At 72.3% G+C, this 21819-nt stretch carries 23 protein-coding genes; 6 read left to right on the top strand and 17 right to left on the bottom strand.

Annotated elements, in window-relative coordinates:
• Positions 1–285: 285 nt before the first annotated feature.
• The 4 genes from AC1DUE_RS14465 to AC1DUE_RS14450 all read right to left on the bottom strand — a co-directional run bounded on the left by AC1DUE_RS14465 (position 286) and on the right by AC1DUE_RS14450 (position 2475).
• The gene (locus tag AC1DUE_RS14465; protein WP_477040127.1) at positions 286–1020 is read right to left on the bottom strand and encodes a GAF and ANTAR domain-containing protein; all 735 of its coding nucleotides are present in this window, start codon (positions 1018–1020) and stop codon (positions 286–288) included.
• Positions 1021–1080: 60 nt separating this feature from the next.
• On the bottom strand, positions 1081–1809 hold the full coding sequence (locus tag AC1DUE_RS14460) for a DUF72 domain-containing protein (RefSeq protein WP_477040126.1): 729 nt from the start codon (positions 1807–1809) through the stop codon (positions 1081–1083).
• A 21-nt stretch (positions 1810–1830) separates the two neighbouring features.
• A complete protein-coding gene (locus tag AC1DUE_RS14455; protein ID WP_477040125.1) occupies positions 1831–1998 on the bottom strand; it encodes a hypothetical protein in 168 nt (55 codons plus the stop codon).
• A gap of 126 nt (positions 1999–2124) precedes the next feature.
• Positions 2125–2475, bottom strand: a complete 351-nt coding sequence (locus tag AC1DUE_RS14450) for a hypothetical protein (protein WP_477040124.1) — start codon at positions 2473–2475, stop codon at positions 2125–2127.
• A 63-nt stretch (positions 2476–2538) separates the two neighbouring features.
• On the opposite strand from AC1DUE_RS14450, the gene AC1DUE_RS14445 reads away from it, so the two are divergent.
• Positions 2539–3576: an aldo/keto reductase gene (locus tag AC1DUE_RS14445; RefSeq protein WP_477040123.1), complete on the top strand. Its 1038-nt coding sequence runs from the start codon at positions 2539–2541 to the stop codon at positions 3574–3576.
• Positions 3577–3579: 3 nt separating this feature from the next.
• Here the strand turns inward: AC1DUE_RS14445 and AC1DUE_RS14440 are convergent, their stop codons facing one another.
• From AC1DUE_RS14440 to AC1DUE_RS14425, 4 genes are all read right to left on the bottom strand, one after another.
• A complete protein-coding gene (locus AC1DUE_RS14440; RefSeq protein ID WP_477040122.1) occupies positions 3580–3999 on the bottom strand; it encodes an arsenate reductase ArsC in 420 nt (139 codons plus the stop codon).
• Positions 3996–4673 (bottom strand): arsenate reductase/protein-tyrosine-phosphatase family protein, encoded by a 678-nt coding sequence (locus AC1DUE_RS14435; protein ID WP_477040121.1) that lies wholly within the window; start codon positions 4671–4673, stop codon positions 3996–3998. Before AC1DUE_RS14435 ends, AC1DUE_RS14440 begins: the two co-directional genes overlap by 4 nt.
• 97 nt (positions 4674–4770) lie before the next feature.
• Positions 4771–5751 carry an alcohol dehydrogenase catalytic domain-containing protein gene (locus AC1DUE_RS14430; RefSeq protein WP_477040120.1) on the bottom strand — a complete coding sequence of 327 codons (981 nt, stop codon included), beginning with the start codon at positions 5749–5751 and terminating at the stop codon, positions 4771–4773.
• Positions 5748–6182: a MarR family winged helix-turn-helix transcriptional regulator gene (locus tag AC1DUE_RS14425; RefSeq protein WP_477040119.1), complete on the bottom strand. Its 435-nt coding sequence runs from the start codon at positions 6180–6182 to the stop codon at positions 5748–5750. The genes AC1DUE_RS14430 and AC1DUE_RS14425 overlap by 4 nt, the downstream gene beginning before the upstream one ends.
• Before the next feature lie 105 nt (positions 6183–6287).
• Between AC1DUE_RS14425 and AC1DUE_RS14420 the strand changes: the two genes are divergently transcribed.
• The gene (locus AC1DUE_RS14420; protein WP_477040118.1) at positions 6288–7949 is read left to right on the top strand and encodes a cation:proton antiporter domain-containing protein; all 1662 of its coding nucleotides are present in this window, start codon (positions 6288–6290) and stop codon (positions 7947–7949) included.
• Between the two features lie 205 nt (positions 7950–8154).
• A complete protein-coding gene (locus AC1DUE_RS14415) occupies positions 8155–8352 on the top strand; it encodes a hypothetical protein (protein ID WP_477040117.1) in 198 nt (65 codons plus the stop codon).
• Between the two features lie 31 nt (positions 8353–8383).
• On the opposite strand, the gene AC1DUE_RS14410 is transcribed toward AC1DUE_RS14415, so the two are convergent.
• Complete coding sequence (locus tag AC1DUE_RS14410; RefSeq protein ID WP_477040116.1) at positions 8384–11065, bottom strand: lamin tail domain-containing protein; 2682 nt, start codon at positions 11063–11065, stop codon at positions 8384–8386.
• Between the two features lie 74 nt (positions 11066–11139).
• Positions 11140–11343, bottom strand: a complete 204-nt coding sequence (locus tag AC1DUE_RS14405; RefSeq protein ID WP_477040115.1) for a three-helix bundle dimerization domain-containing protein — start codon at positions 11341–11343, stop codon at positions 11140–11142.
• Between the two features lie 122 nt (positions 11344–11465).
• Here AC1DUE_RS14405 and AC1DUE_RS14400 point away from each other — a divergent pair, with 122 nt between their 5' ends.
• From AC1DUE_RS14400 to AC1DUE_RS14390, 3 genes are all read left to right on the top strand, one after another.
• Positions 11466–11831: a hypothetical protein gene (locus AC1DUE_RS14400; RefSeq protein WP_477040114.1), complete on the top strand. Its 366-nt coding sequence runs from the start codon at positions 11466–11468 to the stop codon at positions 11829–11831.
• Between the two features lie 87 nt (positions 11832–11918).
• Entirely contained in the window at positions 11919–12299 is a 381-nt protein-coding gene (locus AC1DUE_RS14395; RefSeq protein ID WP_477040113.1) for a VOC family protein, read from the top strand.
• A 2-nt stretch (positions 12300–12301) separates the two neighbouring features.
• Positions 12302–13108 (top strand): MerR family transcriptional regulator, encoded by an 807-nt coding sequence (locus tag AC1DUE_RS14390; protein WP_477040112.1) that lies wholly within the window; start codon positions 12302–12304, stop codon positions 13106–13108.
• 91 nt (positions 13109–13199) lie between these two features.
• Here the strand turns inward: AC1DUE_RS14390 and AC1DUE_RS14385 are convergent, their stop codons facing one another.
• The 7 genes from AC1DUE_RS14385 to hpaD form a co-directional block, all read right to left on the bottom strand.
• Complete coding sequence (locus tag AC1DUE_RS14385; protein WP_477040111.1) at positions 13200–14477, bottom strand: ROK family protein; 1278 nt, start codon at positions 14475–14477, stop codon at positions 13200–13202.
• Between the two features lie 166 nt (positions 14478–14643).
• Positions 14644–15513: a sugar phosphate isomerase/epimerase family protein gene (locus tag AC1DUE_RS14380; protein ID WP_477040110.1), complete on the bottom strand. Its 870-nt coding sequence runs from the start codon at positions 15511–15513 to the stop codon at positions 14644–14646.
• A 267-nt stretch (positions 15514–15780) separates the two neighbouring features.
• Positions 15781–16911, bottom strand: coding sequence for a DNA polymerase ligase N-terminal domain-containing protein (locus AC1DUE_RS14375; RefSeq protein WP_477040109.1), 1131 nt, complete (start codon positions 16909–16911; stop codon positions 15781–15783).
• 155 nt (positions 16912–17066) lie between these two features.
• Positions 17067–18938, bottom strand: a complete 1872-nt coding sequence (locus tag AC1DUE_RS14370; protein ID WP_477040108.1) for a phosphoenolpyruvate carboxykinase (GTP) — start codon at positions 18936–18938, stop codon at positions 17067–17069.
• Between the two features lie 186 nt (positions 18939–19124).
• A complete protein-coding gene (locus tag AC1DUE_RS14365; protein ID WP_477040107.1) occupies positions 19125–19895 on the bottom strand; it encodes an HpcH/HpaI aldolase family protein in 771 nt (256 codons plus the stop codon).
• The gene (locus AC1DUE_RS14360; protein ID WP_477040106.1) at positions 19880–20674 is read right to left on the bottom strand and encodes a 2-keto-4-pentenoate hydratase; all 795 of its coding nucleotides are present in this window, start codon (positions 20672–20674) and stop codon (positions 19880–19882) included. Before AC1DUE_RS14360 ends, AC1DUE_RS14365 begins: the two co-directional genes overlap by 16 nt.
• Positions 20671–21819 carry a 3,4-dihydroxyphenylacetate 2,3-dioxygenase gene (gene hpaD / locus AC1DUE_RS14355; protein ID WP_477040148.1) on the bottom strand — a complete coding sequence of 383 codons (1149 nt, stop codon included), beginning with the start codon at positions 21817–21819 and terminating at the stop codon, positions 20671–20673. The genes AC1DUE_RS14360 and hpaD overlap by 4 nt, the downstream gene beginning before the upstream one ends.

Raw genomic sequence — 21819 nt, 5'->3', positions numbered from 1 at the left:
GGAGCGCACGGGCGGTCAGGCACCGCGGCGGGGGCCGGCGGTGCGCCGCACGGGGGTGCGTCCGCACTCGGAAAGGGCGGGGAATGCTGGGGGAGCGCGCGACGCGGTCGGTCGCGTGCCAGGTACCTTCCGGACTTCGCTCGACGGCACGCACCTGTGGCGTACCAGATTCACGTCCGGCGACGTTTCCTGCCCCGGACCGCGGAAGGCGGATCGACGAGTCGACCCAGCAGATCGGACGTTAGGCCACCGGCCGGGCGTCTGCCACTCGAACGGACTCCGGCACTAGGCCCGCTGCTGGAAGCTGTCCGCCTCGCTCTGCTCGCTCCCGGCGACCCTCTCGACGATCGCGGCGGCGACGTCACGGAGCTTGACCTTGCGATGTCCCGACGCGCTGCGCAGGATCGCCATCGCCTCGGCCGGCGTGCACCGGTTCTCGGCCATCACGACGCCGATCGCCTGGTCGATCACGGCCCGTGATGCCAGGGCGGCCCGCAGGTCCGCGTTCAGCTCGGCCTGGTCGGCGCTGCGCAGGCTGAGCGTGACGGCGCGGGCGACCTCGTCCGCGTAGATGTCGGCGACGGCGATCGCGGCGTCGTTCCAGGCGTGCGGCGCGTCGGCGTAGAGGTTCAGGGCGATGTGCGCACCGGGTCGCACGTCTCGGGGGAGGGCCGCCGCCGACGCATAGCCCTTCCGCAGCGTCACCGCTCGCCACTGCGGCCACCGGGTCTCGGTGGCCAGGTCGGGCACGTGCACGATCCGGCCGAGGTCGATCGAGCTCAGGCAGGGGCCGTCGTCGGCGGCGTACTCGACCTCGTCGCACTCGGCCGCCCGCGGGTCGCTCGCCGCGACGAGGGTCGCGCGTCCTTCCCGGCGCAGCGTGATGGTCGCGGAGGTCGCGGGTCCGACGTGCAGGGCCGCCGCCTGGGCGACGCCTTCGAGGAAGTCGTCGACGGTCGCGGTCGTGAGCAGCACGTCCTGGAGCTCGACGATCGCCGCGCTCCGCGTCCGGTCCTCCATGGTCTCCTGGTCCTCCTCGTGCGACGGGTCGTGCTTTTGCGACGGTACGCCACCGTTCCTTCATGCGCCGAGGAGCCATCGCAGGGTGCGGGCGTTGCGGACGGCGTTGCCGCCGCCGTCGTTGTTGAAGTACACGAGGACGTCGCGCCCGCCGTCGGCCCACTCGCGGATCCGGTCCGTCCACCACCGGAGGTCGTCGTCGGAGTAGGAACCGCCGTACAGGTGGTCGTGGTCGGGGCCGTGCATGCGGACGTAGACGAACGGCGCGGTCGCGCGCAGGACGCACGGGAGGTGGGCGCCGCTCATCACGCAGGACGCGGCACCGTGCCGTTCGAGCAGGCCGAAGACCTCGTCGGTCTGCCAGGACGGGTGGCGCAGCTCGACGGCCACGCGGATCCAGCCCGGCAACGAGCCCAGGAACCAGTCCAGGCGGGCGTCGTCGCGCTGCTGGTCGGGGCGCAGCTGCACCAGGAGGACCTCGCGCCGGTCGCCGAGCTCGTGCCACGACCGCGCGATGCGGTCCGACCAGGCCTCGGGTGCGTACAGGCGCTTGGCGTGCGTCAGCCCGCGCGGCGCCTTGACCGACAGCCCGAACCCGGCCGGGAGCCGGCGCCGCCAGCCGGCGAACGTCGCGTCCTTCGGCCAGCGGTAGAAGCTGGCGTTGAGCTCGACCGTGCCGAACTCCTGCGCGTAGCGCGCCAGGCGGTCGCGCACCGGGAGGCCCGGCTCGTACAGGACACCCTCCCAGTGGTCGTACGACCAGCCCGACGTCCCGATCCGGATGCTCACGCCGCGGCCGCGAGCGCCGTCTCAGGCGGAGTTCAGCGGGCCGTCGGACGCGGGGTCGTCCGTCGGGTCGTCGGGCGCGTCCGGGATGTTGCCGGGAAGGTCGGGCGGGTCGGGGATCTGCTCGGGCACGTCGCCGGGCACCGTGCCCTGGTCGGGGTGGTCGGGTCCGGGGACCTGGGGGATGCTCATCGCGCACACCTCGTACTGGGTCTCGTCCGAGGTCCCGCCTGCTCGAGGCCTGTGGCGCCGGCGTACGCCGCGCGCTCGTCGTCGATCATGCGTCCTCGCGCGCCCGGCCGCGACCCGGCGGGTGGGTCAGCCGCTGATCCGGTCGAGGTGCTGCAGGAGGTCGTGGGCGGTGAGCTCGACGTCCTTGTGGCGCCACTGCGACGCGCGGTACACGCACGCGATCAGTGCGGTGCGGTGCACCCGGCGGAAGTCGCCCGCGACGAACGCGTACCGGGCCTTGGTCTCGTCTGTCGCGCCCTCCGTCAGGCCGAGGTGCCATGCCGCGTACTCGGACCACGAGTGCTTCTCGAGGTAGGCGTTCTGCGCCTCGGCGTCGGGCTGCGCCTCGCCCCAGTCGCTGTCCAGCACGTACTGGCGGGCGTCGATCAACGACCGGAGGTGGGCGACGGCCGTCGGGTTGGAGGTGTAGCTCGCCATGACGACGAGCATAGGAACGGCGGCGCGGTGGCGCAGGTGCACGGCCCGTGATGTTCTCGGACGATGCGCTACGGCACCCTCGGGAACAGCGGGACGGTCGTGTCGAGGCACTGCCTCGGCACCATGACGTTCGGGTCGGAGGCCGACGAGTCGACCTCCGGCGAGCTCCTCACCGCGTTCGTCGAGCACGGCGGCACGTTCGTCGACACGGCGGACGTCTACTCGGCCGGCGCGTCGGAGGAGATCCTCGGCCGGTGGCTCGCGGCTCACCCGACCGAGGCCCGGCAGCTCGTCGTCGCGACGAAGGGACGGTTCGCCACCGGGGCCGGACCCAACGACCTCGGGCTGTCCCGCCGGCACCTGCGCGACGCGCTCGACGCCTCCCTGCGCCGGCTCGGCGTCGAGCACGTGGACCTCTACCAGCTGCATGCCTGGGACGCGCTGACCCCGGTGGACGAGACGCTGCGGTTCCTCGACGACGCCGTCGCCGCGGGCAAGATCTCGCACTACGGCTTCTCCAACTACCTCGGCTGGCAGCTGACCAAGGCGGTGCACGTGGCCCGCGCGCACGGTTGGGCGCCGCCCGTCACGCTCCAGCCGCAGTACAACCTGCTGGTCCGCGACATCGAGCACGAGGTCGTCCCCGCAGCGCTCGACGCCGGTCTCGGCCTGCTGCCGTGGTCGCCGCTGGGCGGCGGGTGGCTGTCCGGCAAGTACGAGCGCGACGTGCCGCCGCAGGGCGCGACCCGCCTCGGGGAGAATCCCGCGCGGGGCATGGAGGCGTGGGAGGCGCGCAACGCCCAGGAGCGCACGTGGCGGGTGGTCGACACCGTCCGAGAGATCGCCGACGGGCGCGGCGTGCCGATGTCGCAGGTCGCGCTTGCCTGGTTGGGCAGCCGTCCGGCGGTCACCTCGGTGATCCTCGGCGCCCGCACGGTCGACCAGCTCGTCGACAACCTCGGGGGCGTCGACCTCGAGCTGTCCGACGACGAGCTGGGCCGCCTGACGGACGTCAGCGCCCCGGTCGTCGACGACTACCCGTACGGCGGGCCCGGCGTCTCCCAGCGCTCCCGCCGGCTGACCGGGGGCCGTGACGGGTGACGGTCAGACGCGGACGGGCGCCACGCCGAGCTCGTCGAGCAGCGTGAGGATGCGGCCCCGGATCTCGTCGCGGATGGGCCGGACGGACTCGATGCCCTGGCCCGCCGGGTCCTCGAGCACCCAGTCCTCGTAGCGCTTCCCCGGGAAGTACGGGCACGCGTCGCCGCAGCCCATCGTGACGACGACGTCGGACGCCTGGACCGCCTCGGTGGTCAGGACCTTGGGCTGCTCGGCCCGGATGTCGATGCCGACCTCCGCCATCGCCTCGACGGCGACGACGTTGACCTTGTCCGCGGGCATCGAGCCCGCCGAGCGGACCTCGACCTCCCCGCCGGACAGGGCGGTGAGGAATCCGGCGGCCATCTGCGACCGCCCGGCGTTGTGGACGCAGACGAACAGGACGCTGGGCTTGTCGGTGGTCACGGTGCTCCAGTCAGGTGGGGGACGAGGTGGTCGACCCGGCGCGCGAGGTCGTCGAACGCCGCGTCGAACGCGGCGTCGTCGCCGGCGGGCACCGGGTCAGGGATGGACCAGTGCAGGTCCGCGACGGCGCCGATCTGCTCGTGCGCGTTGTCGCAGACGGTCACGATGAGGTCGCCGTCGTGGCGGACGTCGTCGAGGAGCTGGGGCACCGCGTCGCGGAGCGAGAGGTGGCGGCGCGCTGCGACAGCCMGCGCGCCGGGTGCGACGGCCCGCGCCGGGTGGGTGCCCGCGGAAGCCACGGCGATCGGGCTGCTGCGCCGCCACAGGGCCACGGCGAGGTGCGAGCGCGCGGAGTTCGCCGTGCAGACGAACAGCACCCGTGCCGGGCGCGGCAGCATCCAGCCGGACGGGACGGCGGCCGCGTCGGAGGTGAGGTGCAGGTACGTCCGCCGCCGGTCGCCCTCGGACCTGCTCCGCGAGACCAGCCCGTGCTCGGCCAGGACCCCGACGTGGTGGGCGACGAGGTTCGAGGCCATCCGGAGCGCGGCGGACAGCTCCGAGGGGGAGAGGTCGCCGAGCGACAGCAGCTCGACGACCGCGAGCCGGCCGGGGTCGGCCAGCACCGCGTGCAGCGCCGCGCGCCGCTCGATCTCCTCGTGCCACTCAACGTTCATTGAGTCAATTCTGGCTGAGTGATGTCTCTCGCGTCAACCGGCTGCTCGTCGCGCCGTGCCTGCGACAGGGCGAGTGCCGCGAACAGCTCGGGGGTGATCACAGGACCACGACGCCCTTGCCGCCGACTGCCCCGGCCTCCATGTCGGCGTGAGCCTGGGCGATCTCGTCGAGGCGGTACACGCGTCCGACGGGTACCCGTGCCCGGCCGTCCGCGACCGCGTCGAGGAACTCCTGGAGCACGGGGGCGGGGAGGTTGGCCGACTCGCCGGAGTAGGCGGTCAGGCGCGTGCCGTTGGGGATCCAGTCCATCGGGTAGAAGTCGGGGATCGTCCAGTCGTCCGAGAGCATGCCGGTGAAGCAGACGGTGCCGCCCGCGCGGACCGAAGCGAGCGTGTCCCGCAGCACGTCGACACCGACCAGCTCGACCGCGCCGTCGGCCCCGTCGGGGTACAGCTCGCGCACCTGGGCGGCCACGGACCCGTCGTCGACGAGGGCGTGGTCCACGCCGACGCCCTCCAGCAGGCCGCGTCGGGCGGCGGACCGCGTCGTCGACAGCACGGTGAGGCCCTGCAACCTGCCGAGGACGGCCAGGGTCAGGCCCACCGACGACGTCCCGCCCCGGACGAGCAGCGTGTCTCCCGACGAGGGGCGAACCCCGACCGAGAGCGTGCCGTGCGCGGTCTGGAGCATCTCCGGGAGCGCGCCGAGCACGTGCCACGGCAGGTCGCTCGTGAACGGGACCACCTGGGCTGCCGGGACGAGCACGTACTGCGCGTAGCCGCCGTCGAACGAGCGACCCATCCCGCCCATCATCGTGACGACCTGGGTGCCCGGCGCCAGCTCGCCCCCCGGGGCGTCCTCGACCACGCCGGCCGCTTCGATGCCAGGGACGCGCGGGAAGGAGCCGGAGGATGCCTGGCCCCGTCGGAAGTGGAGCTCGGAGCGGTTGAGCCCGAAGGCGTGCACCCGGACGAGCACCTGTCCGGGCTCCGCCCGGGGCACGGGGACGTCCCGCACCCGCAGGACCTCCGGACCGCCCGGGCCGTCGACGACGACCGCACGCATCGTGGCGCTCACGGGGCCACCACCGTCAGGCGGTCCAGGAGTCGTCCCAGCAGGGCGGTGTCGGCGGCGACGTCCTCGTCGGCCAGGTGCGCGGCGAGCTCGGCCTCGAGCACGGCGACGCCGGCGTCGTGGGCGGCGTCGCCGGCCGCGGTCAGCGCGACGACCGACGAGCGCCGGTCGTGCGGGTTGGCGCTCCGCTCGGCCAGACCGTCCCGCTCGAGGCGGTCGACGAGCTTGCTGGCCGCGCCCACGGTGATGCCGAGCTCGTCGCTCAGCTCCTGCACGCGGCCCGACCCGGCGTGCCGTCGCGCGACGCGCAGGGCCATCAGGTTGCCCAGCGACACGGCGCCGGCGGACCGCAGCCTGTCGTCGAGGTGGTTCCAGAGGTAGGTCTCATAGCGGACCAGGCGGTCGAAGAACTCCATGCCCCACCACAAGTACATTCGCCAGAACTATATTCCCGGGAATCGAGTCACGTCGACGCATGAGCCCGAAACGCGGACCAGGCAGGATGAGGGCCTCACCACCCCGCCGGCGAGAGGCACCCCATGGAAGCAGCGGCCCTGTACCTGGTTGCGGCGGTGCTCGGCGGGCTCCTCGCGGTCACGCTCCGCCTGCCGCCGCTCGTCGGCTTCCTCGCCGCCGGCTTCGCGCTGGGCGCGGTCGGCGCTCCCGACCTGCCCTACCTCGACTCGATCGCGAAGTTCGGCGTCATCCTGCTGCTGTTCGCCATCGGCCTCAAGCTCGACGTCCGCACGCTGCTGCGGCGTGAGATCTGGCTGACGACCCTCGTGCACATCACGCTGAGCGTCGCGATCGCGCTCGGCTTCCTCGGCCTGATCGCCGTGATCGGCTTCGGCTTCGTCGCCGACGAGTCGTGGGGCGCGCTCGCGCTCGTCGGGTTCGCTCTCTCGTTCTCCTCGACCGTCTTCGTCGTCAAGGTGCTCGACGACCGCTCGGACACGACCTCCCTCTACGGGCGCATCGCCGTCGGCGTGCTCGTCATGCAGGACGTCGCCGCCGTGATCTTCCTGTCGCTGTCCAGCGGGGAGGCGCCCAGCCCGTGGGCGCTGCTGCTCTTCCTGCTCATCCCCGGCGCGTGGGTGCTGCACCGGATCTGGGACCGCGTCGGCCACGGCGAGCTGCAGGCGCTGTTCGGGGTGACGGTCGCCGTCGTGCTCGGGTACGGGCTGTTCGAGTACGTCGGCATCGACGGCGACGTCGGCGCGCTCGTGGTGGGGGTGCTGCTCGCGTCCCACCCGCAGGCGGGCGAGCTGTCCCGGTCCCTCATGACGTTCAAGGACCTGCTGCTCGTCGCGTTCTTCCTGCAGATCGGGTTGCACGGCACGCCGCACCCGCTCGAGATCGGGCTCGCGCTGCTCCTCCTGCTGCTCCTGCCGTTCCAGGTCGCGGCCTACGCCGTCGTCCTGTGGATCATGCGGCTGCGGCGGCGCACCTCGTTCCTCGCGGCGCTGGTGCTCTCCAACTTCTCCGAGTTCGGGATCATCGTCGTCGCCGTCGGTGCGAGCACCGGCCTGCTCGACGACCAGTGGGTCGTGGTGGTCTCGCTCGCGGTCGCCTTCAGCTTCGCCCTGTCCGCGATCATCAACCGCCGCGGCGTCGAGCTCGCCACCCGGCTCTCGCGCATGCTGCCCCGGCGGGACACCGACAAGCTGCACCCGGACGACCGGCTGGTCGACGTCGGAGACGCGGACGCGATCGTGCTCGGCCTCGGCCGGGTGGGCTCCGCGACGTACGTCCGGCTGCGCGACGAGTACGGGCTGTCCGTCGTCGGCGTCGAGCACGACCAGACGCGCGTGTCCGCCCTCGAGGAGGAGGGGTTCAAGGTCGTGCGCGCGGACGCGACCGACCTGGAGTTCTGGATGCGGGTCCAGCGCGCCGGCCGCGTCCAGATGGCGGTCCTGGCGATGCCGTTCCACAACGCCAACCTGATCGCCCTGGCGCGCCTGCAGGCCGCCGGGTTCAGCGGCAAGGTCGCGGCGGTCGCGCGCTACGACGACGACGTCGCCGAGCTGGAGCGGCACGGCGCGGACGCGGTGTTCCACCTCTACGGCTCGGCGGGCTTCGCGCTCGCGGACCACGCGGCCGAGGTCCTGGTCCGCGGCCGGACCGATGCGATGCCCGAGCCACCGGCGGCCGAGCCGGCCGACGAGAGCGACGCCCTCGACCGGAGCACCGGGCCGGCCTGATGTCCGGCTCCGCCGAGGCGTGGGTACAGGCCCGGGTCGACGCCGTGCGCGACGAACCGGCGGCCCGCCTCGCGGCCCGGACGGACCACGGTCCGTCCGGCCGGGCGCCGCGCCACCACATCCCGCTCGTCCGGGACGCCGGGTTCGGGTGGTCCGCTGGGCGGTAGCGTCTCAGCAACCGACCCCGGAGGGCCCCATGACACCGGTGAGCCAGCCACCGACCGACGATGACGGGCTCGGTGCCGTCGAGGACAACCTCGGCGGACCGCGGCTGAGCAAGGAGGCGTCCGAGCTGTCCGCCGCCGAGGAGTACACCAAGCCGCGGCGCGGTCCGCGCTCGGACGTCACGATCCACGCCGAGATCGTCGTAGAGTCGGCCGACACCGGCGAGCGCGGCGAGTGACGCGGTGTTGTCCGCGACCTTGTGGTGACGCTTACGCCAGGAGCTTCCAGGCGCTCCAGGCCGTTCCCGGGGTGACGCCGGAGGTCCACCACTGCGCCTGGTAGGTGTGGCCGAGGTAGGTCACCTTCTCGCCGCCGACGTAGACGGTCGCTGCGCTCCATGCGGGGAAGGAGCCGGCCGGGACGGGCGCCGGCACCTCGGTCCACGGTCCGCCGACGCCGCCCGGGACCTGGTTACGGGTCCACCACTGCGCCTTGTACAGCTTGGCGTTGTAGACGACCACGTCGCCGGCGTTGAAGACGCGCGACGGCGTCCAGATCGCGGTGCCGTCGGCGGCCGTCGCGAGCTCCTCCCAGGAGCCGTAGGCGCTCGAGCCGGGGACCTCGCCCGAGGTCCACCACTGCGCGCGGAACACCTTCCCGGAGTAGGTCACCTTGTCGCCCGTGGTGTAGATCTTCGACGAGATCCAGGCGGCCGGTCCCGGCGGTACGCCCTGCCCGCCCAGGCCCAGGTCACAGCTGACCCGGCCGCTGTACAGCGCGTGCCCCTCGCCGGGCGTGCCCGCGCCGGTTCCCCAGAGGCCGTCGTCGGACCAGACGACCTCCTTGGTGCCGTCGACGCACGTCGAGCTCGGCGCCACGGCGAAGCCCTCGATGTTGTCCACGGGCAGGGTCGTCGGCCGGCTGTATGCGACCTCGGGGACGATCGTCCCGGTCGAGCTCACCTTGAGCACCGTCGAGGTGACCCCGCACGTGTTGTCGCAGAGCGCCCAGATCCGCTGGGCGTCGGCGTCGTACTGCACGTCCATCACGTGGCCCATGCCGGTGTCGACGGTCGCGACGCGGTGGAACGTGTGGTCGCTGTTCAGCGCGTAGGCGTAGAGCTTTCCGTCGTTCTCCAGCGCCGCGAAGTACAGGCCGGTGCCGTGCAGCGGGTAGCTGCTCGGCGCGTAGGTCAGGCCCGTGGAGGCGTCGACGAAGCCGTTGGCCACCAGGTAGCTGTCGGGGACGAACGTGACGCCCTCGAACCCGAGGTTCGCCTCGGTCTTGCTGCCGGCGTGCAGCTCGGGGAACTCGGCGGTCAGGTTCCACTGGTCGGTGGCGACGAGCTGCGTGCCCGGCTGGGTCGGGTCGATGCGGAGCACCGAGTTCAGTGGGACGGTGTTCGCCGCGTTGTTGCGCTCGGTGGTCACGTACAGCGCGCCGTCGGGGCCGACGGTCAGACCCTCGGAGTCGGGCTGGTTCGTCGCGGTGTCCGTGCTCCCGGGGAAGAAGATCTGCTTGCCGGCGCCCCAGCCGTTGCTGGTGTCGGGGACCCAGAGGGTGCCCTGCTTCACCAGCCGGTACACCCAGCTCTTGTTCTTCACCGAGTACAGGACGCTCGCGTTGCTCGGGTCGAAGACCAGACCGCTGACGTCGCGTCCCTCCGGACCCGTCGACGTGATCCATGCACACTGCGTGTCCGCGACGGCGACCGTGGCGGACCCCGGCCAGGTGCCCGGCACGAGGGCCGTGGCGGGCAGGGCGCCGGCCGGGTCCGGTGCCTCGGGCTGGCAGAGCAGCGTGGTGCCGCCGCCGGGCGTGCTCGGGTCGGTCGCGGGTGTCTGGCACGCGGTCGCGTTCGAGGCGCCGAAGCTCTTGGTCGTCACGGGGACGAAGGCACCCGAGCCGTCGGGGCAGCGCGCGTACGCGCCCGCGCCGAAGCCGTTCGTCTCGTCGGAGCCCGCCTGGCCCGCGGTGTACGACACCGAGTCGACCAGCGTCCCGGCGGTACCGGACGGGCCGTCGGGCAGGTAGATCTTCACGCCGTCACCGCCGCTGCCCAGACCCTTCGTGGAGCCGAGGTAGACGAAGCCGTGCGCCGCGACGACCGTGGTCGCCGTGCCGTCGGGCAGCCTTGCCGCCAGAGGAGCGGCCGCGCTGGCCAGGCCGCTGTCGATCTGCAGCCAGCCGGCGATGCTGACGTCGGCCGCACCGCTGTTGTACAGCTCGATCGCGTCACCCACGGGGGTGGCCGTGTTGTCCGAGGAGACCTCGTTGATGCGGACGTCGGCCCAGGTGCTCACGGGCGCGACCGGCGCGAACCGGCTCGTGCCCGGCGAGCCGACGTCGCCCACGGTCGAGGCGCGGGACGCCTCGGCGTCACCGACGACAGAGACCTGCCACTGCGACGCGTCGTTGGCGCCGAGCGCGGCCGCCGTCGTCGGGACCCCGGCGACGCCCAGCGTCCGCGGACCCTTCACGGTGCCGGTGCCCTGGTCGTTGTAGGTCAGCCGGTCGACGAGGTCGGCGGCCGCGTCGGGCCCGTCGAAGAGGTTGATCTCGTCCGCGCGGCCCAGGTTGGTGGTGTTCGCGGCAAGGATCTTCACGGACCCGCTCAGGCCCCACTGGCTGCGGAACGTCCCGTCCGGGGACTCGGTGATGATCGCGAACTCACCGACCGCGAGGCTGCCCAGCGCGTCCAGCGGCACCGTCCCCGGCGCCCTGCTGTCGTCGTCGAACGACCAGCCGGCCAGGCTCACCGGGGCCGTGCCGAGGTTGGTGATCTCGACGTACTCGCCCGAGGAGAGGACCGGGTTGTACATCCACTCGGTGATCCTGACGGCAGGCGCCGCCTCGTCGGCGGACGCCGAGACGGGCAGCGCGATCGCCAGCGCGCTCACGGTGGCCAGCAGGGCGAGGGGCGCGACGGCGCGCGAGATGCCAGGTTTCACGTGCAGAGTCTGGCGAGGCCGCACATACGGACAAAGACGGCAGAGCCAACGTCAGGGAAACAGCTGGTGGTGCGTCAGTGCGCGTCGTGCTGGCGGATCTCGTCGGCCACCTTGTGCTCGACCAGCACGGGCACGAAGTCGCGGACGACCGAGCCGTCGAGCTCCGCCACCGCCGCGTCCACCTGCTCCTGCACCTGCTCGGCCGGGACCTGCGGGAACTTGGCCTCGATCCGCTCGACCACTTCGTGGAGGGCCTTCGCTTCGTCTTCGATGGGCATGGATCGAGCGTGACAGATCTCCCGGGCGCGCGCCCATCGGGCCCGTCCGGATGCGTCGGCGGCTCTCCGGTGCCACCGTCGACCGGAGACACCGACGACCGTCGAGCGAGAGAGGAACGGACATGGCTGTGACCGCATTCGGAGACTTCCCGCTGGCCGACCGCGACCGCGCGTGGGACGGCGACGCCGCCGAGAGGCGCGTCCGCGAGTGGGCGAAGGCGACGGACGAGCCGAACGAGAACTACCGCGACGCGCACGTCTGGTACGACGCGGATGCGAAGGAGAACTTCACCGCGTACAAGCTGCTCATCGCGGACGTGGTCGACGGTCGGCTGAAGGCCGTCCCGCGTGGGGTGTTCGCGGCGGCCGCCGTGATGCAGGGGTCGCGGGGCGGCGTCGACGTGCCGGACAAGGACCGCGACCGGATCAAGAGCCATCTGGCCAAGTACTACGCCAAGCTCGACGACACGCCGCCCTGGGATGACTGAGAACTCGCGACAGGGTCTTGCACCTCACGTTGCGTGAGGGCCTAGCGTCGTGAACCGCAACGGTCCCGACGACCCGAGGAGCCCACGATGACGAAGCTGGTTCCCTACCTGACGGTGCACGACGCCGAGGCGGCGATCGCGTTCTACGCCGCGGCCTTCGGGGCGCAGGAGGTCGGCGGGCGCGACGAGGGCGGCGGCCGGATCGGCTTCGCCGCGCTCGCGGTGGGCGACGACGCGTTCTACCTCTCCGACGAGTTCCACGAGTACGGCGCCTACGCGCCGGCGACGCTGGGCCACAGCTCCTGCGCGATCGTCCTCGAGGTGGCCGACGTGGACGCCGTCTACGCGGCCGCGGTCGCCGCGGGCGCGACCGCCGACCGTGAGCCGGCGGACCAGGGCGACGAGCGGCGCGGGTGGCTCGTCGACCCGTTCGGGCACCGGTGGGCGCTGCACACACCCCTGGCGTAGACGTGTCCGAGGGCGGCGAGACCTCCTGGCGGGTCGGCGAGCTCGCCGAGGTGTCCGGCCTGACCGTGCGGACGCTGCACCACTACGACGACATCGGGCTGCTGCGCCCCGACCGCTCAGCCGCCGGTCACCGGGTGTACGGCCGGGAGCACGTCGAGCGGCTGTACCGCATCAGCGTCCTGCGCCGGTTCGGCGCGACGCTCGACGAGGTCGGCCGCGCCCTCGACGACCCCGCGTGGAGCCTCGACGGTGCGCTGCGCGGTCATCTGGCCGCGCTCGAGGACCAGGTGCTGCGCATGGAGCGGTTGCTGCACCGGCTGACCGACGTGCGGGCCGACGAGCTGGTCGAACGCGCCGACGAGAACGTCTGCCGCCGCCTCCTCGCCGTCCTGGAGGACCGGCCCGTGGCCGCCATCGAGCCGCTGCGCCGGATCGCGGTCCTGGTGTACTCCGACCTCGAGGCCGCGCACCGGCACCTCGTCGACGTCTTCGGGCTGGAGCCGGGGCCGCTCGTGCGGGACGACGACGGGGTGGTGGTGCACGCCGAGGTCCGCACCGCCGACGGCATCGTCATGCTCCACCGGGTCGCCGCCCGGTGGCGGCTCGCCTCCCCGTCGATGCTCGGCGCGGCCACCGGGATGCTCGTCGTCACGGTCCGGGACGTCGACGCGCACCACGCGGCAGTCGTCGCCCGGGGCGGAACGATCACGTTCCCACCGGAGGACCAGGCCTACGGCGTGCGGGAGTACGGGGCGCTGGGGCCGGAGGGGGAGCCGTGGTCGTTCTGGGCGCCGCTGCCGAAGGGCTGACGCGTCAGACGCGTCCGAGGACGGCCGCAAGGGCCGATGCACATGGTCTTCAGGGCGGCGAGCGTACTTTGCGCGCGCAGGGTCGTCGACGTCAGCACAGGTCCGGCCCTGGCCGGCCGGCACCGACCCATCGTTCGAGGGCGCTCGGTGCGAACACCTCGTCGATCACCGTGAACGCGACGCCGGTGATGCCGACGACGTCGCTGTCGAGCGAGCGAGCGATGACGAGGTCACGCGTCGCCAAGGGCAGCGATCGCTCGTAGATCGCCTGCCGGACGGCCGCGAGGAGGAGGTCTCCCGACTCGGCGACGTGCCCGCCGAGGATGATGAGCGCAGGGTTGAGCGTGTTGATCAGCGACGCGAGCATCTCGCCCACCCGACGCCCCGCGGTCCGCAGGAGCTCGGCGGTCGTGCGGTCGCCGTGCTCGGCCGCTTCGGTGAGGTGCCGGACGGTGAGGGTGCCGTCCCGTTCGAGCAGGCCGGCAAGGATCGGGCTCGTGCCGTCCTGGGCCGCGCCACGCGCCTGGGCGACGAGTGCCGCGCCGCCCGCGACCGCCTCGAGGCAGTCGGTGCGCCCGCACCGGCACGGCACGCCGAGCTGCTCGCGTACCGCGATGTGACCGACGTCGCCGGCGACTCCCTGGGCTCCCCGGTGCAGGCCGCCGCGGGACACGACCCCGGCGCCGATGCCGGTGCCGATCTTGACGTACACCACGTCGCTGCGGCCGCGCGCGACGCCCGTGCGGAGCTCGCCGAGAGCCATGGCGTTCACGTCGTTGTCGACCCACACGGGCACGGGCCACGTGCGCTGGACGTGCTCGCGGATCGGGTAGTCGTCCCAGCCCGGCATGATCGGTGGGGACACGGGACGCGCGGTCGAGAACTCCACCGGACCGGGCACACCGAGACCCACGCCCCACACCCGCGCCTCGGGCTGGTCGACGGACACGGCGTCGAGCAGCTCGCGCCACAGCTCCAGGACGAGGTCGAGGGCGGGTACCGGTCCGTCGGCGATGCTGTGCGTCCGGTAGGTCTGCGTCAGCACCTGCCCGGAGAGGTCGGCGAGCCCGGCGCTCACGCCCGTCGCGCCGAAGGCCGCGACCAGGACGAGTCCGGTCTCCGGCTCGAACCGCAGCCGGCGAGGAGCGCGCCCACCGGTCGACGGGCCCAGGGCGCCCTCGGACAGGAGTCCGAGCTCGATCAGCTCGGCGACGCGCTGGGCGACGACCTTGCGCCCGAGCCCCGTCAGGTGCTCGACCTCGGACCGGGTGGAGGCGCTGCCGCTGCGCACGAGGTCGAGCACGGCGGACAGCGACGTGATGCGGGGGTCGAGCACGGACCGCGACGGCGCGGAGGGCGACGGGTTCATGGCTACCACCGGGACATCATGGCCGACGAGGGATCGCCCCATGGCTGGTTCGGTGCGTGAGGTGTCGAACCATGCACATCTGCGCCCGATCGGCGGGCAGTGCGCGAAGGCGGGTCCGCCTCGACGAGGACGGACCCACCTTCGTGCAGCGATCGAGCAGGGAAGGTCAGAACCTGACGGTCTGGAGGTACTCGAGACCTGCGAGGCTCGGACCGAACGGGTCGTAGGTCGGGTCCGTGAACGGCGGGTCGCGCTCGATGACGTAGTACTTGATGCCCTTCCCAGCCGCCGCGAAGATGCTCGGGAAGTCGATCGTGCCCTGGCCCACGGTGGTGATCGACCCGTCATCAGCCATGTCCTTCACGTGGAACAGCTTGATCCGGTCGCCGTACTTGTGAATGACCGTGATCGGGTCGACGCCGGCCTTGGTGACCCAGTAGAGGTCGAGCTCGAAGACGACGTTCTTCGACCGGGTGTACTTCTGCAGCAGGTCGTAGCCTGTCGTGCCCTCGACCGGCGCGAACTCCCAGTCGTGCGAGTGGACCATGTACCGCAGTCCCTGCTTGCGGGCCAGCTCGCCGAAGTGGTCGATCTTCTTCGCGAACGCGATCCACTCCGCGGCCGTCGTGAAGGTCCTCGGGTCGGCCCCGGCTCCGACGTACGGCGAGCCGATCTCCTTCGCGATCGCCACCTTGGCGTTCCACTCGTCGTCCGTGGTGTCCATGGTGATCGACGTGTGCAGCCCCGACGCCTTGAGGCCGTACTTGTCCAGCAGCGCCCGGTACTGGGACGCCCCCAGACCCTGGAAGCTCGTGTAGTCGACCGGTTCGACGTTGCGGTAGCCCGCCGCGGAGAGCCGGCTCAGCACCTCTTCCTGGCGGGCCTGCGCCTCGGGTGACGCGTCGAACCCGATGTAGGCGAAGAAGTTGAAGAGCTGGACGCTGATCTCGTGGTCGGAGATCGACTTCCCGTGCTTCTGTGGTTCATGACCGCCGCCCGGGCCTGCGGACGCGGCCCCGGCGAAGCCGAGAGTCATCGCTACCGCCGTGGCCGCGACCACGGCCAGTCGTCCTGCAGTGGACCTCTTTATCCATCGCAACGCCATCACTCCTTCGATCGGAGCCACCCTTGGCCCCTCGGTGCGGACTCAGCAAGGTTCTGCGCGTTGCGCGCATAAGTCAAGCCTTGACGCACGGAAGTTTGTCTGATCTGCCGGAGATCTCCGCCGTTCCGCGGGGCAGATCGACGCGCAACCGAACCAGTGGCCCGTGGCGGGTGGGCGCACCTGACGCGTCCGGCGTGTTCAGGCGTCGTGCGTGACCGCGATCCAGTCGGGCGAGCGGCTGCCGGGACGATAGGGCGCCGACCGCCGCTTGGCGACGACGCCCGCGAGCCGGTTCGCCCGGCTCGCGGCCAGGACGTCCGACCCTGGGCCGTCGAACGACGGGGGAGTCTGCCAGGACGCGCCGGTGAGGGCGAGGCCCTCGAGCAGGCTGCGGCGCTCGTCGTAGGAGAGCGCGACCGTCGACGTCCCGTCGAGGTGGAGCACGTCGAACACGAGATAGACCACGGGCACGGTGCGGGCCAGCCGTCGGGCCGCCGGCGCGTCCGTCACCTCAACGCGCTGCTGGAGCAGGCCGTCGTCCGGGGCGCCGCCGGAGTCGAAGGCCACGAGCTCCCCGTCGAGCACCACGGGCGTCGAGCCGACCTGCAGGCCCATCGCGGCGATCTCGGGGTAGGAACGCGTGATGTCCTGGTCGTCGCGGGACATGAGCCGCACGCGGCCGCCGTCGACGTACGCGACCGCGCGCACGCCGTCCCACGTCATCTCGTACGCCCAGTCCTCGTCGTCGGTGGGCAGCCCGCCCGCGGACGCGAGCATCGGCCGGACGAGGTCCGGCAGAGGCTGCCAGTCCGGCCGCGTCGGCGGGTCCATGCGGTGCACCATCCAGCTCTTGCCGTCGTCCGGGGCGCCGGCCGGCCGGCCCTTCGGGCGGGTGGCGAACAGCACGTACCGACCCTGGACGCGCTCGCCGTGCAGCACCACCTGCACCTCGCGGTCGGACCACTTCACCAGGTCGTACGTGCCGTGATCCCAGACGGTGACCTGACCGCCGCCGTACTCGCCCTCTCCGATCCGGCCCTCGAACGTCGCGTACTCGAGCGGGTGGTCCTCGGTGTGGACCGCCAGGTGGTTGGTCATCTGGTCCTGCGGCAACCCCTTGGGCACCGCCCAGGACACGAGCACCCCGTCGCGCTCGAGACGGAAGTCCCAGTGCAGCGCGCGGGCGTGGTGCTCCTGGATGACGAACGACCGGCCGTCACCCGGCGGCGGTCCCTCGCCCGGCGCCGGCACGGGCTCGGGTGTGCGCGCCGGGTCCCGCTTCGCGCGGTACTCGGCGAGCCGCTCGCCGTCGTCGCTCCGATCGGGCACGACCCGAGTCTCCCGCCGTCGGGCCCGGACGGCGAGGGGATCGACGGCGGCGAGAGGGTCTGGTCGACGGCGCCCGCGGACCGTGCGACGACGGACGCGGCGTCAGTCATCCGTCCCCGCTTCGCCAGTGCCTGAGAGGAAGGCCCCGACCCCGGTCAGCGGGTGAGCTGATCCCGCAGCCGGGCGAGCCGGTCCCGCAGGGCCGACGGCACCCGGTCGCCGAAGATCGCGAAGAACTCCTCGGTCAGGTCGGCCTCGAGAGCCCAGGAGTCGGGGTCGATCGCGAACAGCTGGTCCAGCGCCCCCTCGTCGAGGTCGAGTCCCCGCGTGTCGAGGGCCCCGGGCGCGGGCAGCAGGCCCACCGGACTCGGCACGGCGCCCACGTCCGTGCGCAGGCCGCGCGCGCGGTCGACCTGCTCGACCATCCAGGCGAGCACGCGCGAGTTCTCGCCGAACCCGGGCCACAGGAACCGGCCGTCGTCGTCCTTGCGGAACCAGTTGACCTGGAAGACGAGCGGGCGGTGCGAGGCGTCGAGGGAGGCCCCGACGCGCAGCCAGTGCGCCCAGTGGTCGGCCATGTCGTAGCCGCAGAACGGCATCATCGCGAACGGGTCGCGACGCAGCTCGCCGACGACGCCCTCGGCCGCGGCCGTGCGCTCCGACGAGATCGTCGCGCCCATGAACACGCCGTGCTCCCAGCTCTCCGCCTGGGCGACGAGCGGGACGTTGGTCGCCCTGCGGCCGCCGAACACGATCGCGTCGAGAGCCACGCCCTCGGGCGCGTCCCAGCCGTCGGCGATCGTCGGGCACTGGTCGGCCGCGACCGTGAACCGGGAGTTGGGGTGAGCGGCCGGGCGGTCGGCGTCCGGGGTCCAGGCGCGACCGGTCCAGTCCACGAGGTGCGGGGGAGCCTCCTGCGTCAGCCCTTCCCACCACACGTCGCCCTCGGGCGTCAGCGCCACGTTGGTGAAGATCGTGTCGCGGCGCAGCGTCTCGATCGCCGCGGGGTTCGTCGTCGGACTGGTGCCCGGCGCGACCCCGAAGAAGCCCGCCTCCGGGTTGATCGCCCGCAGCGAGCCGTCCGGGCCGGGGCGCAGCCAGGCGATGTCGTCGCCGATCGTCTCGACGCGCCAGCCCGGCAGCGTGGGGACGAGCATCGCCAGGTTCGTCTTGCCGCAGGCCGAGGGGAACGCGGCGGCCACGTGGTAGCGGCGACCCTGTGGCGAGGTGAGCCGGACCAGGAGCATGTGCTCCGCCAGCCAGCCCTCGTCGCGGCCCATCACCGAGGCGATGCGCAGCGCGAAGCACTTCTTGCCCAGCAGCGCGTTCCCGCCGTAGCCCGAGCCGTACGACCAGATCTCGCGGGTCTCGGGGAAGTGGGCGATGTACTTCGTCGGGTTGCACGGCCACGGCACGTCTCGCTCGCCGTCCTGCAGGGGAGAGCCGAGGGAGTGCACGGCGGGCACGAACGGCGCGCCCGCCTCGACCAGGTCGAGCACCGCGCGCCCGACGCGGGTCATCACGTGCATGCTCACGACGACGTACGGGGAGTCGGTGACCTGGACGCCTACCTGGGACAGCGGTCCGCCCACCGGGCCCATCGAGAAGGGCACGACGTACATCGTGCGGCCGCGCATGCTCCCGGCGAACACCGTGTCGAGCTCCGCGCGCATGGCGGACGGCTCGCGCCAGTTGTTGGTCGGCCCCGCGTCGGCCTCGTCGGCCGGGCAGATGAACGTCCTCCCCTCGACCCGCGCGACGTCGTCGGGGTCGGAGCGCGCAAGGTAGCTGCCCGGGCGCAGGTCGGGGTCGAGCGGCAGGAGCGTCCCGGTGCGCACCATCTGCTCGACGAGCGCCCGGCGTTCACCGTCGGAACCGTCGCACCACACCACGGCGTCCGGCTCGGTCAGCTCGGCGACGGCCTCGACCCACGCGTGCACGTCGCCCCTGACGGCCGCCGCCGTGACGTCCGCGAGGGAGGTCACGTGACTGCGAGCAACGACGGGGGACTCGGACAGCAAGGTCATCTCGGTGTCTCCTTCGGCGGACCTCCGGTGGTCCGCGCTCTGCGATATCACCATCGTTTCGTCACACCGAGTCGATCTGAGGCCCTCGCGCGGCGTCAAGAATCAAGGAATTTGACCGAGAGTCAGATTCGACGCGGTCTCGACGGGTCCCCGGCTCGCGATGAGCCGTCGACGGGCGCCATCGGGTCAGCTGAGCCGAGCGGCGAGCTCCTCGGAGCCCCGTGCCAGGAGCGTCACGTCGGCGCCAAGGAGCACGAACGACGCGCCGGCATCGACGTACGAGCGCGCCAGGGCCGGGTCGAACGCGTTGACACCGACCGGCTTGCCCGCCCCGCGCACGGCCTCGAACGCCCGGTGCACGGCGGCGACGACGTCCGGGTGGCCCTGCTCGCCGAGCAGCCCCATCGAGGCGGCGAGGTCCGACGGCCCGACGAAGACGCCGTCGACGCCGTCGACCGCCGCGATCGCGTCGGCAGCGTCCACGCCCTCGGCGGTCTCGATCTGCACGAACAGCGACACGTGGTCGTCGGCGTGCTCCAGGTACCCGTCGACGCGGTTCCACCGGGCCGAGCGCGCGAGCGCGGAGCCGACGCCACGGCGTCCGCGGGGCGGGTAGCGGACGGCCTCGACAGCGGCCCGCGCCGACTCCGCCGACGACACCATGGGCACGAGGAGGTTCTGCGCCCCGAGGTCGAGCACCTGCTGGATGAGGACGGCGTCGCCGGTCGACACCCGCACGACCGGGGTCACGGGGTAGTCGGCGACGGCCTGGAGCTGCGCGAGCACGGACTCCAGCCCGTTGGGCGAGTGCTCCATGTCGACGAGCAGCCAGTCCAGCCCGGAGCCGGCACAGATCTCCGCGACCAGGGGGCTGCCCGTGCACACCCACATGCCGGCCAGCGGCCGGTCGGCCGCCGCGAGGGCGTCGCGGAACGTCGGCGTCAGTCGAAGCGGCATGTGATCGTCCCCAGGTCGCGGTAGTCGGCCAGCACGGTGTCGCCCGGGTGCACCCACATCGGACGGGTGAACGAGCCCGCGAGCACGAGCTCGCCGGCCTCGAGACGGTCGCCGTGCTGGGCCAGCTTGTTCGCCAGCCAGACGACGCCCCTGGCGGGATGGTCGAGCACGGCACCCGCGACGCCGGACTCCTCGACCTCCCCGTTCCGGTACAGCAGCGCGGCGACCCAGCGCAGGTCGACGTCGCCGGGCGCGACGTGGGTGGTGCCGAGGACCATCGCTCCCATCGCCGCGTTGTCGCTGATGGTGTCGACGATCGTGCGTCCCTCCAGCTCGATGCGGGACGACAGGATCTCGAGGGCGGGCACCACGTACTCGGTGGCCCGCAGGACGTCGTCGAGGGTCGCGTCCCTGTCGACGGGCTCGGCCAGCCGGAACGCCAGCTCGACCTCGATGCGGACGTTCGAGAACCGGGCGTGCTCGACGACCGAACCGCTCTCGACGACCATGTCGTCGAAGATGGCCCCGTAGTCCGGCTCGTCGATGCCGGTCGCCACCTGCATGACCTTCGACGTCAGGCCGATCTTGTGGCCGACGGGCCGCCGACCGGCGGACACCGCCCGGCGCCGCCACTCGCCCTGGACCGCGTACGCGTCCTCGACGGTCATGCCGGGGTGGCGGGCGGTCAGCAGCGGCACCGTGGCGCGGTCGCGCTCCGCGACGGCGAGCTCGTCGGCGATCGCCGTGATGGTGCCGGAGGGCAACGACGACCCGGTCACAGCTGGTGACCCAGCTTGTACTCGCCCTGCTTCCAGCTCGGAAGCTCGTCGGGAGCGTCGCCCTTGCGGGTGTACGAGAAGCCGTCCGCGCCGATCGTCACCTCCATCTCGCTGGTGTCCGTGCGCGCGACGACCGGCTGCGGGACACCGTCGAGGTCGAGCACCAGGGACGCCTCGGTGTACCAGGACGGGACGACGGGGTTGCCCCACCAGTCCCGGCGCTGGTTGTCGTGGACGTCCCAGGTGACGACCGGGTTGTCCGGGTCGCCCGTGTAGTAGTCCTGGGTGTAGATCTCGAAGCGGTGCCCGTCGGGGTCGCGCAGGTAGAGGTAGAACGCGTTGGACACCCCGTGGCGACCGGGACCCCGCTCGATCCGGTCCGACATCCGCAGCGCACCGAGCTGGTCGCAGATCGCCAGGATGTTGTGCTTCTCGTGGGTCGCGAAGGCGACGTGGTGCAGGCGCGGGCCGTTCCCGCCGGTCATCGCGGTGTCGTGGACGGTCGGCTTGCGACGCATCCAGGCCGCGTAGGTGGTGCCGGCCTCGTCCTGGATGTCCTCGGTCACCCGGAACCCGAGGTCCTCCATGTACGCCACGGCGCGCGGCACGTCGGGGGTCACCTGGTTGAAGTGGTCGAGGCGCACCAGGGTGCCCGGCGTGTAGAGGTCGTAGCGCCACGCGAGCCGCTCGACGTGCTGGACGTCGTGGAAGAACTCGTAGGGGAACCCCAGCGGGTCCTGCACGCGCACCGAGTCTCCGATGCCCTTCACGAAGCCCTCCGGCCGCCGCTCGACCCGGCACCCGAGCTCGCCGTAGAACGCGACCGCCTTGTCGAGGTCCTCGGGGGAGCGGACGCGGAACGAGAGCGCGGCGACCGCCGCGACGGGCCCCGCGCGCAGGACGAGGTTGTGGTGGATGAACTCCTCGAAGCTGCGCAGGTAGACGCACTCGTCGTCCTCCTCGGTCACGACCAGACCGAGGACGTCCACGTAGAAGCTGCGCGACGCCGCGAGGTCGGTGACGACGAGCTCCATCGAGGCGGCGCGCAGGATGTCGGGTGGCGGCGACGACGGCGTCGGGATGGGGTCGGCGGTCCGGATCGGGTCGTCGGCGGTCACGACGGGCTCGGTCCCGTCCGGGGTGAT

Source organism: Cellulomonas sp. P4_A2, assembly GCF_056402515.1.
Note: the sequence above shows the minus strand (reverse complement) of the source record. Positions and strands in the feature narration are given on the sequence as shown.

Coding starts and splice junctions, on each gene's coding strand:
- AC1DUE_RS14380 (WP_477040110.1), bottom strand. CDS start 15,513: ATGACTCTCGGCTTCGCCGGGGCCGCGTCCGCAGGCCCGGGCGGCGGT.
- AC1DUE_RS14420 (WP_477040118.1), top strand. CDS start 6,288: ATGGAAGCAGCGGCCCTGTACCTGGTTGCGGCGGTGCTCGGCGGGCTC.
- AC1DUE_RS14365 (WP_477040107.1), bottom strand. CDS start 19,895: ATGCCGCTTCGACTGACGCCGACGTTCCGCGACGCCCTCGCGGCGGCC.
- AC1DUE_RS14425 (WP_477040119.1), bottom strand. CDS start 6,182: ATGTACTTGTGGTGGGGCATGGAGTTCTTCGACCGCCTGGTCCGCTAT.
- AC1DUE_RS14405 (WP_477040115.1), bottom strand. CDS start 11,343: ATGCCCATCGAAGACGAAGCGAAGGCCCTCCACGAAGTGGTCGAGCGG.
- AC1DUE_RS14445 (WP_477040123.1), top strand. CDS start 2,539: ATGCGCTACGGCACCCTCGGGAACAGCGGGACGGTCGTGTCGAGGCAC.
- AC1DUE_RS14370 (WP_477040108.1), bottom strand. CDS start 18,938: ATGACCTTGCTGTCCGAGTCCCCCGTCGTTGCTCGCAGTCACGTGACC.
- AC1DUE_RS14465 (WP_477040127.1), bottom strand. CDS start 1,020: ATGGAGGACCGGACGCGGAGCGCGGCGATCGTCGAGCTCCAGGACGTG.
- AC1DUE_RS14385 (WP_477040111.1), bottom strand. CDS start 14,477: ATGAACCCGTCGCCCTCCGCGCCGTCGCGGTCCGTGCTCGACCCCCGC.
- AC1DUE_RS14450 (WP_477040124.1), bottom strand. CDS start 2,475: ATGGCGAGCTACACCTCCAACCCGACGGCCGTCGCCCACCTCCGGTCG.
- AC1DUE_RS14455 (WP_477040125.1), bottom strand. CDS start 1,998: ATGAGCATCCCCCAGGTCCCCGGACCCGACCACCCCGACCAGGGCACG.
- AC1DUE_RS14395 (WP_477040113.1), top strand. CDS start 11,919: ATGACGAAGCTGGTTCCCTACCTGACGGTGCACGACGCCGAGGCGGCG.
- AC1DUE_RS14400 (WP_477040114.1), top strand. CDS start 11,466: ATGGCTGTGACCGCATTCGGAGACTTCCCGCTGGCCGACCGCGACCGC.